Below are 16243 nucleotides of genomic sequence, written 5' to 3'. Positions count from 1 at the left end.
GGGCGGCGCTCTCGCGGGTCGTGCGATCGGTCGATGGATCAGTCCACTTCGGACGTGATGGTGCCGCGGAGGGCGTCGACCGCGTGGCGGCGGTGTTCGTCGAGCAGCCGGACCAGGTCGTCGGCTCGGCGGTTCTGCGCCGCCGCCACGATGCCGTCGTGCTCGTGGCGGACCCGGGTGCGGTTGGTGTCGGAGTTGTAGTAGACGGCCCGGTAGGCGTCGGTGGCGTCCCAGAGGGTGCGCACGACGCGCAGCAGGCGCGGCATGCCGGACGGTTCCAGCAGGGCGAAGTGGAAGCGGCGGTTGGCCGCGATCATGGCGACCAGGTCGCCGCCGTCGGCCGCCCGCTCCACGTCATGCTGGGCGTCGGTGATCCGCGCCAGGTCGGTGTCGGTGAACCGCTCGGTGGCCACCGCGGCGGCCTCGGCCTCCAGCAGCTCCCGCATCCGGTAGACCTCCAGCAGGTCGCTCAGCGACAGCTCGGCCACCGAGTAGCCCCGGTGCGGCTGGTAGACGACCTGGCCCTCCGCCTCCAGCGTCTTCAGCGCCTCGCGCAGCGGTACCCGGCTCACGCCGAGGCCCTGGGCGATCGAGTCCTGCCGGATCGGCTGGCCCGGCGCCAGCTCCCCGGACACGATGGATCTGCGCAGCTCGCCGAGGACGAACTCCTGCGTGGTGGGTGGTCGCCGCATCCCGGTCCTCCGTTCTCCGGTTCCTTGACCGGTTGCCCGACAACTGTATATTGGATCCAATATCGCGGTGACGCAAGCCACTGGTGCGGGGAAGGGCGGGTGCATGAAGACGCTGCCGATGGACGGCGTGGTCGTGGCGGACTTCAGCCGGGTTCTGGCCGGCCCGTACGCGACCACGCTGCTGGCCGACCTCGGCGCCACGGTGATCAAGGTGGAGCGTCCCGGCACCGGCGACGACACCCGCACCTGGGGCCCGCCCTGGACCGAGCACAGCTCGTCCTACTTCGAGTCGGTCAACCGCGGCAAGCGCAGCATCGCACTCGACCTCGGCGACCCGCAGGACCGGGCGGCCGCGCACGACCTGGTCCGCCGCGCCGACGTGCTGGTGGAGAACTTCAAGCCGGGCTCGCTCGCGCGCCACGGCCTGGACCACGCCGCCGCGCGCGAGCTCAACCCCCGGCTGATCTACACCTCGATCTCCGGCTTCGGCAGCGACGGTGGCGCCGAGCTGCCCGGCTACGACTTCGTGGTGCAGGCGCTCGGCGGGCTGATGAGCATCACCGGCGAAGCCGACGGGCCGCCGATGAAGGCCGGTGTGGCGCTGGTGGACGTGCTCACCGGCAAGGATGCCGCGCTGGGCATCCTGGCCGCGCTGCGCCACCGCGAGCTGACCGGCGAGGGCCAGCACGTCGAGGTGAACCTGCTGTCCAGCCTGCTGGCGTCGCTGGTGAACCAGATGAGCGGGCTGCTGACCACCGGCACCCCGCCGCGGCGGATGGGCAACCGGCACCCGAGCATCGCGCCGTACGAGACGTTGCGCTGCGAGGACGCCTTCCTGGCCGTCGCGGTCGGCAACGACGGCCAGTTCCGCAAGCTGTGCGGGGCGCTCGGACTGCTCGGCCTGCCCGACGACGAGCGGTTCGCCACGAACGCGCAGCGCGTCGCCCACCGCGACGAGCTGGTCCGGCAGCTGGAGAACGTCCTCGGCGCCCGCACCGCGGCCGACTGGCAGGAACGCTTGCAGGGCTTGGGAATCGCGTGCGGGCAGGTCAACGACCTGGCGCAGGCGGTGCACTACGCCGAGTCCCTGGGTCTGCGCCCGCTGGTCGACCCCGGTGGCGGAGCGACGATGCAGGTGCGCATGCCCATCGACTTCTCCGCGCACGGCAGCGCCGAGGTGACCCCGCCGCCACTGCTCGGCGAGCACGGCAAGGAGGTCCTCGCATGGCTGGAGGACCCCGAACAAACGCTTCCCCCCATCGTCTCCAGATGATTGATTCCAGGCTCGTTTTGCGTGGCGGTGCGGGTAGCGGTACCTCAGAAGCTCCCTGGACTGCGGGTGTCCCTCCTGATGTATGTCCGATACACGGCGGAGGGGCCGTCCTCGCCAGGAAGCTTCTGAGAACCCGCGGCGGTGCAAGCTGCGGGGGTGGGTTAAGCGCTGCGCGCTTGCGGCAGCTCGTGCTGTTGTTGCGGTGCGCGTCGCGGCTGCGGCCCGGAAATCAACCACATTGGAGGAACCAGCAATGAGTGCCGGTGGCAAGCGTCCTGCGTTCGACCCGCGCGATCCGCTCGGGATCGACGCCGAATTCACCGCGGAGCAGCTGGCGATCCGCGACAGCGTGCGCGCGCTGTGCCGCGACCACGTGCAGCCGCACGTCGCGGAGTGGTACGAGCGCGGGGAGTTCCCGCAGGCCCGCGAGCTGGCGCGGGAGCTGGGCAAGCTCGGCGTGCTGGGCATGCACCTGGAGGGCTACGGCTGCGCCGGACTGTCCGCAGTGGACTACGGCATCGCCTGCGAGGAGCTGGAGGCCTGCGACTCCGGGCTGCGCTCGCTGGTGTCGGTGCAGGGCTCGCTGGCCATGTTCGCCATCTGGCGCTGGGGTTCGGAGGAGCACAAGCAGCACTGGCTGCCGCGGATGGCGGCGGGCGAGGCGATCGGCTGCTTCGGCCTGACCGAGCCCGACCACGGCTCCGACCCGGCCTCGATGCTCACCTCGGCGCGCCGCGACGGCTCCGACTGGGTGCTCAACGGCCGGAAGATGTGGATCACCAACGGCAGCATCGCCGCGGTGGCCGTGGTGTGGGCCAAGACCGACGAGGGCGTGCGCGGCTTCGTCGTCCCGACCGACACGCCGGGCTTCTCCGCGCCGGAGATCAAGCACAAGCTGTCCCTGCGCGCCTCGGTGACCAGCGAGCTGGTGCTCGACGACGTCCGGCTGCCCGCCGACGCGGTGCTGCCGGAGGTCACCGGCCTGCGCGGCCCGCTGTCCTGCCTCAACGAGGCGCGCTACGGCATCGTGTGGGGCGCGGTCGGCGCGGGCCGCAGCTGCCTGGAGGCGGCGCTGGACTACGCGACGACCCGCGAGCAGTTCGGCCGGCCGATCGGCGGCTTCCAGCTCACCCAGAGCAAGCTCGCCGACATGGCGGTGCGGGTGCAGAACGGCAGGCTCCTCGCCCTGCACCTCGGCCGCCGCAAGGACGCCGGGCAGCTCATCCCGCAGCAGGTCAGCTTCGGCAAGCTGGACAACGTGCGCGGAGCGATGGAGGTCGCCCGCACCGCGCGCACCATCCTCGGCGCGAACGGGATCTCCCTGGAGTACCCGGTGATCCGGCACATGACGAACCTGGAGTCGGTGCTGACCTACGAGGGAACCGGCGAGATGCACGCCCTCACCATCGGCCAGGCCCTCACCGGCCTCAACGCCTTCCGCGGCTGAGGTTTCCAGACCGGTCCGCACGACGGTGCGAGTTGCGGAGGACTGCGCACCGTCGGTCGCGGGGTTGACGCGATTTCAATGGAAGTCGGACGTCCGATTTCCATTGAAATCGCGCAGACCCCGACGCACCACCGGTGTGTCGGGTGTCCGACACGCCGGTGGTGGATGCGATTTCCATTGAAATCTGATGGTCGATTTCAATGGAAATCGCGTGGGGCAACGGGATCGGGTGTCACCAGACGGTGAAACCGCCGTCCACGACCATGTTGCTCCCGGTGACGAAGCTGCTGGCCTCGGAGGCCAGGAACACCGCCAGCGGGCCGATCTCGCGCGGTTCGGCGACCCGGCCCATCGGCGTCTGCGCCAGCCACTGGGCGTACCACTCGGGCTGGGTGTCCTGGACGCCCTTGAGCAGGTCCGTTCCGGTGTAGCCGGGGGAGATGGAGTTGACCCGCACGCCGCGGCCGCTCCACTCGCCGGCCAGCGACTTGGTCAGCATGATCACCGCGGCCTTCGAGGTGTTGTAGTGCGCCTGCGGCTGCGGGTGGTTGGAGATAAGCCCGGACATCGAGGCGATGTTGATGATCGACCCCGAGCCCTGCGCCAGCATCGCGCGGCCGACCTCGCGGCAGCACCAGAACACCGCGTCCAGGTTCAGCCCCAGCACGCGTCGCCACGATTCGTCCGAAGTGGACTCCGCGGGCTCGTTGCGCACGGTGCCCGCGTTGTGCACCGAGACGTCGATCCGGCCGTGCTCGGCCACCACGCGCTCGACCATTCCGGCCACCGCCGCCGAATCGGTGACGTCGACCTGCCGGAACTCGCCCCCGACGGCCTCGGCGGCCGCCTGCCCGGTCGCCGGGTTGATCTCGGCGATCACCACCTGCGCACCCGCGGTGCGCAGGGCCTTGGCGATCTCCAGCCCGATGCCCTGGCCGCCACCGGTGACCAGAGCGACCTTGTCCTGCAACGAGAAGACGTCGTTGCCCATCCGTCCCGCCTTTCCGCACGTCGTGATCCCGCCGCGATTGTGCCGCCGCGCCCAGGCGAAGTGAACCAGCGATCGCCCGCCGGGGCCAGGCATCCCCGCGTCACCCGGCGCGGCGTCAATTTCGTACGAAATTGACGTTCACCCGGGTGGCGGTCAATTTCGTACGAAATTGACCAGTGCCCGGGTGGCGGTGGGGTCAGCGGAGGAGCGGGGGGAGGATCCGGTGGGGCCAGTCGGTGGCCCGCTCGTAGGCGTGGGCCAGCTGGAGGAGCGGCCACTCCGCGTGGTTGCGGCCGATCAGCTGGACTCCCATCGGCAGGCCCGCCGCGTTGCAGCCGACCGGGAGGTTGGCGACCGGGTGCCCGGACAGCGTCCACGGGGCCACCGCCTCCATCCAGCGGTGGTAGGTGTCCATCGAGCGGCCGCCGATCTCCTGCGGCCAGCGCTGCTCGGCGTCGAACGGGAACACCTGCGCGCTCGGCGCGAGCAGGAAGTCGTACTCGTCGAACAGCGCCGACACCGCGGCGTGCCACTCGTCGCGGCCGGTCAGCGCGCGGCTGATGTCGGGCACCTGGAGCCGGTGGTAGTTCTCGATCTCGAAGATCAGCTCGGGTTTGAGCAGCGCGCGCTCGGCCGGGTCGTCGTAGAGCTCGGCGTGCTTGCGCCCGACGGTCCACGACCGCCACAGCAGGAACGTCTCCCACGCCTGCTCGACCGGGAGCGGCTTGGCGACCGGCTCGACCGCGCAGCCGATCTCGCCGAAGGCGGCGAAGGATTCGGCGCACAGCTCCAGCAGCCCCGGCTCGGTGGGCAGGTGACCGTCGAAGTCGCCGACCCAGCCGATCCGCACGCCGTCGAAGTCGTGCTCCAGCCGGCCGGCGAACAGCTCCGGGTCCTGCTCGATGCTCAGCGGCGCCCGTTCATCGGGACCGGCCATCGTGGACAGCAGCATCGCCAGGTCCCGCACCGTGCGCGCCATCGGGCCGACCACCGACGGCGAGCTGAGGAAGCCCTCGACCGGGATGCGCCCGAAGCTGGGCCGCAGCGACACGATGTTGTTCCAGGCGGCCGGGTTGCGCAGCGAGCCCATGAAGTCGCTGCCGTCGGCCACCGGCAGCATCCGCAGCGCCAGCGCCGCTCCGGCACCGCCGCTGCTGCCGCCCGCGCTGCGCGCGGTGTCGTAGGGGTTGCGCGTCGTGCCGAACACCGGGTTGAAGGTGTGCGAGCCGAGGCCGAACTCGGGGACGTTGGTCTTGCCGATCACGATCGCGCCCGCTTCGCGCATCCGCCGCACGTGCAGCTCGTCGCGGTCGGCGATCGAGTCGGCGAACAGCGGCGAGCCCATCGTGGTGGGCAGTCCCGCGGCGTCGGAGAGGTCCTTGACCGCGATCGGGAAGCCGTGCATCCAGCCGCGGTGCTCGCCGCGGTCGAGCTCCTGGTCGCGCCGCCGCGCCTCGTCGAGCAGCTCCGCTTCGTCGCGGCGGGAGACGATCGCGTTGACCTGCGGGTTGAACCGGTCGATGTGCGCGAGGTAGGTCTGCATGACCTCGACGCAGCTGACCTCGCGCCGGGAGATCAGCCAGGACAGTTCGACCGCGTCGAGCAGCACCAGCCCGGGGATCTTCGATGCGGGCAGTCCGGATCCGGGCGCTACCGACACGCTGCGTCCTCCTGTGTGCTGTTCGGGCCGTCCCTTTCGACCTTTCCGCCAGGCGGGGTCGCACGTCAACCGCCCGCCGGCCGCAGCGGTGGAGCAGAGGCGTACGTCACGTTAGCGTTGCTAAAAACCATTCGGGTTTCCACGCTGGGACGACCAGACACCGCTCGGAGCCGAGGAGGGCGCAGTGGCAGCCGCCGGGCAGCAGCGGACAGTCGGGACGACGCGGGTGCTCTCGTCGGTGGCCGCGGTGGTCACCGTCGGGGTGTTCCCGGTGTTCCTCGTCGGCGGTCTCGGCGTGCAGCTGCAGCAGGAGTTCGGCTTCGGCGCGGCGCTGCTCGGCGTCGGCGCGGCCGGGTTCTTCGGCGTCGCCTCGCTGTCGTCGCGGACGATGGGCTGGCTGGTCGAGCGGATCGGCTCCCGGCTGGGCATGCGGGTCGGCGCGCTGGGCAGCTCGGCTTGCCTGTTCGGGATGGCCGCCGCGCCCAACGCGGCCTGGCTGCTGGCGGGGCTGTGGCTGGCGGGGCTGCCCAACTCGCTGGCGCAACCCGCCTCGAACCTGCTCATCGCGCAAGGCATCCCGGTTCACCGGCGGGGCATGGGCTTCGGCGTCAAGCAGTCCTCGATCCCGGCCGCCACGCTGCTGGCCGGTGTGGCGGTGCCCGCGGTGGCGCTGACCGTCGGCTGGCGCTGGGTGTTCGTGATCGCCGGTGCGATCGGCCTGGTCGCCGCGGCGGCGGTGCCCCGGCTGCCGGAAGCCGAGCGCACGAGGTCGGCGAGCGCTGCGGGCGGTGGGTCCGGCCCGCGGCGGAGCGCGCTCCTGCTGCTGGCGATCTCCGGCGGCCTCGGGTCGGCCGCGGCCAACGCGCTCGGCGCGTTCGTCACCACCACGGCGGTCGAGGTCGGGTTCAGCCCGTCGGCGGCCGGGCTGGTGCTGTCGTTGGGCTCAGTGACCGGACTGCTGATCAGGCTGGGCGCGGGAGTGGTCGCCGACCGGCGGAACCCGAACCTGGTGCGGGTCATCTCCGGGATGCTGCTGATCGGTTCGATCGGCTTCGGCCTGATGGCCGTGCACTCGACGGTGGCGTTCCTGATCGGGGTGTCCATCGGCTTCGGCGCGGGCTGGGCCTGGCCGGGACTGCTGAACTTCGCCGTCGCCAAGATCGCCCCGGACCGGGTCGCCAGCGCCACCTCGTTCACCCAGACCGGCATCTACCTGGGCGGCAGCCTGGGACCGCTGCTGTTCGGCCTGCTCGCCGAGCACGCCGGGCTGGACGGGGCCTGGCTGGCGGCGGGTGCGGCGGCGATCGTCGCGGGCGTCCTGCTGCTGTTCATCCGCCGCTGACCGGCTGGAGCGGGATGCGGGCGTCGGCCGGCTTGCGGGCCACTCCGCCGTAGAGCAGCCGGTACCGGTCGGCGGCAGAGGTCGGGCGGCCGGGGTCGGGGCGCCAGTCCGCGAGGTTGGTGGTGCCCGGGGGCAGGATCTCGAAGTCGCCGAACAGCTTGTCGATCCAGCTGGTCTCCCGCGGGTGCAGCGGATCGGAGGTCTCGGCGTAGAAGTCGGTCAGCACCTGCACCGCCTCCGGCGCGTTCGTGCCGGTCACGTGCGAGATCACCAGGTGGCTGCCCGGCGCGAGGGCGTCCCGGTAGGTCTCCACCAGGCCGAGCGGATCGTCGGAGTCCGGGATGAAGTGCAGCACCGAGGCCATCAGCAGCCCGACGGGCCGGCGCAGGTCGAGCAGCTGCCGGGCCTCCGGCGAGCGGAAGATCGCTTCCGGTTCGCGGCAGTCGGCCTGCAGGATGTCGGCGCGCGGCTCGGCGGCCAGCAGCGGTTTGCTGTGCGCGACGGTCAGCGGCTCGTTGTCCACGTACAGCACCCGGAAGTCGCGGGTGCGCCGCCGCGCCACCTCGTGCAGGTGTCCGATGGTGGGGATGCCGGAACCCAGGTCGAGGAACTGGTGCACCCCGCGGGCCAGCAGGAACTCCACGGTCCGGCGCAGGAAGGCGCGGTTCTCCTGGTAGCAGGCGCCGATGCCGGGCAGCACCTGTTCGATGCGCTCCGCGAAGCCGCGCTCCACGCCGAAGTTGTGCCCTCCGCCCAGGAAAGCGTCGTAGATCCGGGCGGCGGCGGGACGGACGATGTCCATCTCGCGCGGCGGCGACTTGCGCGTTTCGACCATGAACTCCCCCTTCTCGCTGGAATCGTACAGTAGTCAACCATCAACGCAGCGTGTTCATCGACTGCTCGCGCGCCGCTCTTGCCCATCGTCGTGCGCGCATATCACGATGGGCTCCTCGTGACTCGCGTTCTCCCAGGAGGTGCTCGTGACCGACGTCCGCGCGGTGGTGGCGACAGGCAAGGGCAGGCCCGTCGAAGTGGTGACCATCGACGTCCCGGATCCCGGCCCCGGTGAGGCGGTGGTCCGGGTGCAGGCCTGCGGCGTGTGCCACACGGACCTGCACTACCGCGAAGGCGGTATCAGCGACGAGTTCCCGTTCCTGCTCGGCCACGAGGCGGCCGGTGTGGTGGAGCAGGTCGGCGAGGGCGTCGAGGACGTGCGGCCCGGTGACTTCGTGGTGCTGAACTGGCGCGCGGTGTGCGGCACGTGCCGGGCGTGCAAGCGAGGTCGGCCGCAGTACTGCTTCGCCACCCACAACGCGGCGCAGCCGATGACGCTGGACGGCGAACCGCTGTCGGCGGCCCTGGGCATCGGCGCGTTCGCGGAGAAGACGCTGGTGCACGCCGGGCAGTGCACCAAGGTGGACCCGTCGGCCCGCCCGGCGGTGGCCGGGCTGCTCGGCTGCGGCGTGATGGCCGGGATCGGCGCGGCGGTCAACACCGGCGGCGCCGGGCCGGGCGACTCGGTGGCGGTGATCGGGTGCGGCGGTGTCGGCGACGGCGCGATCGCCGGAGCGGCGCTGGCCGGGGCTCGCCGGATCATCGCGGTGGACCGCGACCCGAAGAAGCTGGACTGGGCGCGGCAGTTCGGCGCCACGCACGTGGTCAACGCCGCCGAGACCGACGCGGTCGAGGCGATCCGGGAGCTCACCGGCGGTTTCGGCGCCGACCTGGTGATCGACGCGGTCGGCAGGCCCGAGACGTTCCAGCAGGCCTTCTACGCGCGGGACCTGGCGGGCACGGTGGTGCTGGTCGGCGTGCCCACGCCGGAGATGAAGCTGGAGCTGCCGCTGCTGGACGTGTTCGGCCGCGGTGGCGCGGTGAAGTCCAGCTGGTACGGCGACTGCCTGCCGGAGCGCGACTTCCCGGCGCTGGTGGAGATGCACCAGCAGGGCAGGCTGCCGCTGGAGAAGTTCGTCAGCGAGGAGATCGCGCTGGACGGGGTGGAGGAGGCCTTCGCGCGGATGGAGCGCGGCGAGGTGCTGCGCTCGGTGGTGGTCTTCTGATGGCCGCGCGCATCGACCACACGACGACCTCGGGCACGTTCTCGCTGGACGGCCAGACCTTCGACGTCGACAACAACGCCTGGGTGGTCGGCGACGACGCCGAGTGCGTGGTCATCGACGCGCCGCACGACGTCGAGGCCATCCGCGCGCTGGTCGGCGACCGCGAGGTGCGGGCCGTGCTGTGCACGCACGCCCACGACGACCACGTGCGCCGGGCACCGGAGCTGGCCGAGGCGGTCGGCGCGCCGATCCTGCTGCACCCCGACGACATGGTGCTGTGGCGCCTGACCCACCCGGAGCGCGAGCCGGACGGGGAGCTGGCCGACGGTCAGGTCGTCGAGGTCGGCGGGATCGGCCTGCGGGTGCTGCACACGCCGGGGCACGCGCCGGGCGCGGTGTGCCTGCACTCGCCGGAGCTGGGCGTGGTGTTCACCGGCGACACGCTGTTCGCCGGCGGGCCCGGCGCGACCGGGCGGTCCTATTCGGACTTCGGCACCATCACCGAGTCCATCCGGGACCGGTTGCTGCCGCTGCCCGCGGACACCGAGGTGCGGCCCGGGCACGGGGAGAGCAGCACGATCGGCGCCGTGCGGTCGCAGTTCGACGAGTGGGTCGCGCGCGGTTACTGATCGTCGCGGCCCGAGCGCGGGGTAGGGTTCCCGGTTACCACTTTCGGCGGATGAAGCTGCGCGGTGCAGTGCGCACGATCTTGTCCGTGAGCGGCGACCGGGCCCGCTCACGGTTGGCGCCGCGAGCCGATCCGCACATCGCGTGAGGCAGGTCCGATGGTCGATCATGCGCTGGGCCGCACCGCGGCGGCCGGTTCGGGAGCGGGCGCGTGGCCCTGGCTCGTGGCGCACCGCGCGGTGCTCGGCGACATCGGCTTCGTGCTGGTGCTGTCGGTGGCGCACGGCTTCGACCTGTCCATCGGCGAGCACCCGCCGTGGATGGACTGGTGGTGGCCGCTGCTGGTGAGCGTGCCCGCCACCGCGATGCTGGTGCTGCGGCGGCGGATGCCGTGGACGGTGCTGCTGGTCATGCTGGTGGTCACCGTCGCGCTCACGCTGCTCGAGCTCTACATCGGCGGCCTGAACCTGGCGATCCTGATCGCGATCTACTCGGTCTGCGTGCGCGGTTCGCTGGCGGTGTCGGTGGTGGCCGCCTCGCTCGCGATGATCTTCCCGGTCACCCAGATGATCGTCTACGAGCTGACGCCGGTGGAGAGCTTCCTGCGGATCACCGGCGGCGTGGTCAACCTGGTGATGGTGATCGGCTGGGCGCGCGCGATGCAGGTCGGCAGGCGGCGCGCGGCGCAGCTGGAGCAGACGCTGACGATGCTGGACGAAGCGCGCGATCAGCTGGCCGCGGACGCGGCGGCCGTCGAGCGGGCGCGCATCGCCCGGGAGTTCCACGACATCGTCTCGCACAACCTGTCGGTGGTGGCGCTGCGCGCCGGTGTCGCGCGGGCGCTCATCGACCGCGACCAGGAGCACGCGCGGCAGACGTTGCAGGAGCTGGAGCAGAGCTCGCGCGGCGCGCTGGGGGAGATGCGCAACCTGCTCAACGCGCTGCGCGACCGCAACGCCGCGGGGCAGGACCCGATGGACTGGCAGCCGACGCCGGGGCTGGACGGGGTGGACGCGCTGGTCCACTCGGTGCGGGGCGGCCAGGTGGAGTGGCGGTTCGAGCGGCGCGGCCAGATCCGCGAGCTCGGTTCCGGGGTCGAGGTGACCGCCTACCGGATCGTGCAGGAGGCGATGACCAACGTGCTCAAGCACGCGGGGTCCGGGCGGGCCCGGGTGGTGCTGGACTACGGGGCGAGCGCGCTGCGGATCGAGGTGACCAACCACCTCGGCGCCGGGGAGGTACCGCCGGTGTCCCATTTCTCCGGACATGGGCTGATCGGTCTGCGGGAACGCGTTGCGCTGCTGGGCGGAACATTGACCGCGCATCCGGTTTTGAACGGATTTCACCTTGAAGCCGTGCTACCGTGCGCGGAAAATTCGGACCTGGCCTGAATCGGAACTGGGCCGGCCCGGAGCAAGGAGGCCCCGCGTGGAAACAGAGGACACGACTGTCCTGGTGGTCGATGACCAAGCGATGATCCGCGCGGGACTGGTGGCGCTGCTGTCGAACGAGCCGGGCCTGCGGGTGCTGGCCGAAGCGGCCGACGGCGACGCGGCGCTGGCCGCGGTGCGCCGGCGCCGTCCCGACGTGGTGCTGATGGACGTGCGCATGCCCGGCAAGGACGGCATCAGCGCCGCCGCGGACATCATCGCCGAGACCGGCGGCACGACCGCGGTGATCATGCTGACCGTCCACGACCTGGACGAGTACGTCTACGCCGCGCTGCGCGCCGGTGCCAGCGGGTTCCTGCTCAAGGACGCCACCCCGGAGGACCTGGTCAAAGCGGTCCGCACGGTCGCGGCGGGAGAAGCGCTGCTGGCCCCGCGCGTCACCAAGCGGCTGCTGCGGCGCTTCGCCGCGCTCGGCGTGCGCGACGCGCGCAGCGAGCTGGGCGTGCTGACCGAGCGGGAGCTGGACGTGCTGCTGGAGGTGGCCAGGGGCGGCTCGAACGCCGAGATCGCGCGCAACCTCGGCCTGGCCGAGCTGACCGTGAAATCGCACCTGTACCACGTGATGCAGAAGCTGCACCTGAGCTCGCGGACGCAACTCGTGATCACCGCCTACGAAACCGGCCTGGTCTGCCCGGGGCAGGACAACAACAACCTCCGCCAGGCCTCGGCCTGACGCGATTTCAACGGAACTCGGACGTGCGATTTCCATTGAAATCGCCCGAATCGCCCCGTGCCCGGGCGTGTCGGGGCGCACGGCGGGCCACCCCGGCCTGAGGCCGGGGAGCCGGGGGCGGGGTCTAATGGGGACATGAGTTCTGCACTGCGAGTCGGTCTCGTCGGCTACGGCGTCGGGGGCGCGATCTTCCACGCTCCGCTGATCGCCGCGCACCCGTCGCTGCGGTTGTCCGCGGTGGTCACCGCGAACCCCGAGCGGCAGCAGCAGGTGCGCGCCGAGCACCCCGATGCCGCCGTCGTCGACGACATGGACGCGTTGCTGGCCGGGGATCTCGACCTCGTGGTGGTGGCGAGTCCGAATCGGACGCACGCCGAGCTGGCCACCGCGGCGCTGGACGCCGGGCTGCCGGTGGTGGTGGACAAGCCGTTCACGCCGACCGCGGTGGAGGGGCGGCGGCTGATCGAGCACGCCGAGTCCAAGGGGTTGCTGCTGACGGTCTTCCAGAACCGCCGCTGGGACAACGACGTGCGCACCGTGGCCAAGCTCATCGAGGACGGCGAGCTGGGCCGGGTGCACCGCTTCGAGTCGAGGTTCGAGCGCTGGTCGCCGACGCCGAAGCCGACCTGGCGCGACTCCGGCGGTGCGGAGGACGTCGCGGGCATCCTCTACGACCTGGGCAGCCACCTGATCGACCAGGCCCTGCAGCTGTTCGGGCCGGTCGCGGCGGTGTACGCGGAGATCGACCGCCGGCGGCCGGGCGTGCGGGCCGACGACGACTCCTACCTGGCGCTGTCGCACGTCAACGGGGTCCGCTCGCACCTGTGGATGAGCAAGGTGGCGGCTCAGCAGGGCCCGCGCTTCCGGGTGCTGGGCGAGAGCGCCGCGTTCACCAAGTACGGCCTCGACCCGCAGGAGGCGGAGCTGCGCGCAGGCCGCCGTCCGGTGGACGAGACCTGGGGCCGCGAACCGGAGGAGGACTGGGGCGTGCTCGGCGTCGGTGACGACGTCCGCCGCGTGCCCAGCGAACGGGGCGACTACCTGGCGTTCTACGACGGAGTGGTCCGCTCGCTGCGCGACGGCGCGCCGCCACCGGTCGACCCGGCGGACGCGGTGGCGGCGCTGGACATCATCTCCGCGGCCCACCGCTCGGTCGCCGAGATCACCGTCGAGCGCCTGCTGTGAGCCGCTGATCTGGCGGGAAGTCGCCGTCCACCAGGTGCTTTCGCCGCGCTGACGGGGCATCACTCGTACTGGGGCTGTACGCGCCCGGTGATTCCGGGCATGGTCCTGCTCGGGCACATTCCCTCCGCCGCTCGAAGAGGAGGACGGGGTGAACGTTGGCAGCGCGGTTCCGGAGTTCCTGCCACCGCTGGTACCTCCGGCGTTGCGCCGGTGGTCGGCGCAGTGGATCGGCAAGCGCACCGACCCGGCTCACCGGATCGTGCGGTCGTTGACGTCGGACCACGTGGCCTGGGTGGAACCGGGGCACTGGCTGGGGCAGACGTTCACCGCGCCGGGGCCGTTCACCGCGGTGGGCCTCGACCTGGCCAGCGATCCCGGAACGGCGGTGCGCGGACGGCTGGAGCTGTGCGGCGCCGATGGCACCGCGCTGGCCGACCAGGTCGTCGAGCGGGGCATCGTGCGCTGGGACCGCTTCGCCCACTTCGTCGAACTCCCCGAGGTCCTCGGTCCCGGGGAGTACCTCCTGCGGGTCCGGGCCGTGGTGGGTCGTCTCGGATGGTCCACGCTGGCCGAGCCCGTCCCGTCCGGGGTCGACGACGGGGTGTCGCCGCTCCCGGTCGTGGGGTCGGCCGTGCGCGACGGCGTCCCCGAGCCGGGAGTTCGGGCCATCGGCGTCGAGACGGTTCCCGCGCCCAACCCGGTGTTCCGCACCTCGTTCGAGGTGCCCGGCGAGGTGCGGAAGGCCGAGCTGAGCGCGGTCGGTCTGGGGTACGGGGAATTCCGGCTCAACGGTCGAGAGGTGACCGGCGACGTGCTGGAACCCGCGCAGACGACGTACGACCGCACCGTCCTGCACCGCACCTACGACGTGACCGCGCTGCTGCGCGCCGGGCAGAACACGCTGACCGCGGAAACGGGCCGCGGCTTCTACGCCGCGAGAGGGGCGAACACCTGGGGGTGGAACTTCGCCCGCTGGCACCGCGAACCGGTGGTGCTGGCGCAGCTGGACTACGTCGACGGGGCGGGGGAACGGCACGTCGTCGCCTCGGGCGCGGATTGGGAAGCGGCCGAGGGCGCGGTGACGTCGGACCTGCTCTACGTGGGCGAGACGACCGATCCGGGGCGTGCACGTGGCGCGAAGTGGGAACCGGTGCTGGTCGTGGCGCCGCCGGGCGGGGTGCTGAAACCGGCGACCGCACCTCCGGTGCGCTGCACCGAGCTGCTCGCGCCGGTGTCGAGCACCTCGCAGGACGGGGTGGTCGTCCACGACTTCGGGGAGGTGCTCGCCGGGCGGCTCCGCCTCTCCGCGGTGGGTGAGGCAGGTGCGGAGATCGTCGTCCGGTACGCCGAGCAGCTCGCTGCCGACGGTGCTGTGCGCTGCCGGAACCCGCTGGCCGCTGGAGGGACCCAGGTCGACCGCTTCGTCCTGGCCGACAGCGGAACCGAGGCCACCTGGGAGCCGCGGTTCAGCTACAAGGGCTTCCGGTACGCCGGTGTGCAGGTCCTGGGGCGGGCGGTGGTGACCGCGGCCCGCGCGGTCAGGCTGGAGACACCGGTGGCGCGCGTCGGTGAGTTCGAGTGCGCGGACGACCTCCTGACCTGGATCGTCGGCGCCACCGCCCGGACTTTCCGCAACAACCTGCACGGCGTGCCCACCGACACCCCGGTGTACGAGAAGAACGGCTGGACCGCCGACGCCCACCTGGCCGCCGAAGCCGTGCTGCACCACCTGGACCTGCGCGAGTCGTTCGGGAAGTGGCTGGACGACCACGTCGACGCGCGCGACGAGCACGGCGTGGTTCCGCAGATCGTGCCCACCCCGGACTGGGGCCGGGCGGCGGATCCGGCGTGGAGCGCCTCGATGGTGCTGATCCCCTGGTACCTCTACCAGGAGTACGGCGACCGGGCGGTTCTCGAGCGCTACGCGGACCCGATCCGCACCTACGCCGATCGACTGCTCGACCTCGCACCGGACGGGGTGTGGCCGCACCACAGCTGGGGCGACTGGCTGTCCCCGGGTCACCACTTCGCGCCGGAGGGCCCGATGCCGACCGCGACGATGATGCTGCGGCACGTGGTGAGCCGGTGCGCCGACGTCCTCGACGTGCTGGGCGAGTCCGGAGCGGAGCGCTACCGGGCGGCCTCGAACGCCGTGGCCACCGCCTACCACCAGCGGTTCTTCGATGCGGGAACCGGTACCTACCGGGTTCCGGACGTCGGCTACCGGCAAGCCGTGAACGTGCTGCCGCTGGCGTTCGGCGCGGTCCCGGCCGAGCACGTCGCCGCCGTTGCCGAAGGCCTGTTCGCCGACGTCGAGCACCGGACGGCGGGCCACCTGGACTGCGGTGCGGTGGCGGCGAAGCACCTGCTGCCGGTGCTCGCGGCGCACGGCCGTCCCGACCTCGCCATCACCGTGGCCACCCGGCGGGACCGGCCGGGCTGGGGGGTGTGGCGGGATGCGGGAGCCGCCACGCTGATGGAGTCGTGGGACGAGACCGCGCGCTCGCACAACCACTACTTCCTGGGCGCTGCTGCCGCCTGGATCCAGCAGGCGGTCGGCGGCCTGCGCCCGACCAGCCCCGGGTGGGCGACCTTCGACATAGCGCCGGTCCTCGACGACCGCGTGGAGTGGGCCCGCACCGCCCACACGACTTCCCGCGGCCGCGCCGCCGTCGAGTGGCGGCGTTCGGACGGGACGTGGGAGCTGGAGGTCGAGGTGCCGGAGACCGCGACCGCGGCGGTGCGGCTACCGGGCCACCCGGAGACGTCGGTTCCGGGTGGGCGGCACGTGCTGCGGCTGCCGGTCGTGACCGGAGGAGATCGCGCCGCACCAGCCTGAGAG

General features: G+C 71.8%; 13 protein-coding genes. 9 read left to right on the top strand and 4 right to left on the bottom strand.

All coding sequences use genetic code 11. The annotated features are described in order from the left end of the window. Positions 1-38: 38 nt before the first annotated feature. Entirely contained in the window at positions 39-692 is a 654-nt protein-coding gene (locus tag OU416_RS35945) for a GntR family transcriptional regulator (RefSeq protein ID WP_270931547.1), read from the bottom strand. A 103-nt stretch (positions 693-795) separates the two neighbouring features. Here OU416_RS35945 and OU416_RS35940 point away from each other — a divergent pair, with 103 nt between their 5' ends. Then, positions 796-1965 carry a CaiB/BaiF CoA transferase family protein gene (locus OU416_RS35940; protein WP_270931546.1) on the top strand — a complete coding sequence of 390 codons (1170 nt, stop codon included), beginning with the start codon at positions 796-798 and terminating at the stop codon, positions 1963-1965. 253 nt (positions 1966-2218) lie between these two features. Then, positions 2219-3412, top strand: coding sequence for an acyl-CoA dehydrogenase family protein (locus tag OU416_RS35935; protein ID WP_270931545.1), 1194 nt, complete (start codon positions 2219-2221; stop codon positions 3410-3412). 232 nt (positions 3413-3644) lie between these two features. Here OU416_RS35935 and OU416_RS35930 read toward each other — a convergent pair whose 3' ends face one another. Together OU416_RS35930 and OU416_RS35925 are read right to left on the bottom strand one after the other, a co-directional pair. After that, a complete protein-coding gene (locus tag OU416_RS35930; RefSeq protein WP_270931544.1) occupies positions 3645-4403 on the bottom strand; it encodes an SDR family NAD(P)-dependent oxidoreductase in 759 nt (252 codons plus the stop codon). A 196-nt stretch (positions 4404-4599) separates the two neighbouring features. Further along, complete coding sequence (locus OU416_RS35925; RefSeq protein ID WP_270931543.1) at positions 4600-6063, bottom strand: amidase; 1464 nt, start codon at positions 6061-6063, stop codon at positions 4600-4602. Positions 6064-6247: 184 nt separating this feature from the next. Between OU416_RS35925 and OU416_RS35920 the strand changes: the two genes are divergently transcribed. Continuing rightward, on the top strand, positions 6248-7405 hold the full coding sequence (locus tag OU416_RS35920) for an MFS transporter (RefSeq protein ID WP_270931542.1): 1158 nt from the start codon (positions 6248-6250) through the stop codon (positions 7403-7405). Here OU416_RS35920 and OU416_RS35915 read toward each other — a convergent pair. Beyond that, entirely contained in the window at positions 7392-8240 is an 849-nt protein-coding gene (locus OU416_RS35915) for an SAM-dependent methyltransferase (RefSeq protein WP_270931541.1), read from the bottom strand. The genes OU416_RS35920 and OU416_RS35915 overlap by 14 nt on opposite strands. A gap of 145 nt (positions 8241-8385) precedes the next feature. Between OU416_RS35915 and OU416_RS35910 the strand changes: the two genes are divergently transcribed. The 6 genes from OU416_RS35910 to OU416_RS35885 all read left to right on the top strand — a co-directional run bounded on the left by OU416_RS35910 (position 8386) and on the right by OU416_RS35885 (position 16240). Next, positions 8386-9465 carry an S-(hydroxymethyl)mycothiol dehydrogenase gene (locus tag OU416_RS35910; RefSeq protein ID WP_270931540.1) on the top strand — a complete coding sequence of 360 codons (1080 nt, stop codon included), beginning with the start codon at positions 8386-8388 and terminating at the stop codon, positions 9463-9465. After that, positions 9465-10094, top strand: coding sequence for an MBL fold metallo-hydrolase (locus tag OU416_RS35905; protein WP_270931539.1), 630 nt, complete (start codon positions 9465-9467; stop codon positions 10092-10094). The genes OU416_RS35910 and OU416_RS35905 overlap by 1 nt, the downstream gene beginning before the upstream one ends. 156 nt (positions 10095-10250) lie before the next feature. Then, positions 10251-11483, top strand: coding sequence for a sensor histidine kinase (locus OU416_RS35900; protein ID WP_270931538.1), 1233 nt, complete (start codon positions 10251-10253; stop codon positions 11481-11483). Positions 11484-11520: 37 nt separating this feature from the next. Further along, a complete protein-coding gene (locus OU416_RS35895) occupies positions 11521-12216 on the top strand; it encodes a response regulator (protein ID WP_270931537.1) in 696 nt (231 codons plus the stop codon). A 135-nt stretch (positions 12217-12351) separates the two neighbouring features. Further along, positions 12352-13401, top strand: a complete 1050-nt coding sequence (locus tag OU416_RS35890; RefSeq protein ID WP_270931536.1) for a Gfo/Idh/MocA family protein — start codon at positions 12352-12354, stop codon at positions 13399-13401. A 148-nt stretch (positions 13402-13549) separates the two neighbouring features. Next, complete coding sequence (locus OU416_RS35885; protein WP_270931535.1) at positions 13550-16240, top strand: family 78 glycoside hydrolase catalytic domain; 2691 nt, start codon at positions 13550-13552, stop codon at positions 16238-16240. Positions 16241-16243 lie beyond the last annotated feature (3 nt).

This window comes from Saccharopolyspora indica, from assembly GCF_027853965.1.
Classification (GTDB): Bacteria; Actinomycetota; Actinomycetes; order Mycobacteriales; family Pseudonocardiaceae; genus Saccharopolyspora; species Saccharopolyspora indica.
The sequence above is the reverse complement of the archived record's forward strand: the minus strand, read 5'-3'. Positions and strand labels throughout refer to the sequence as shown.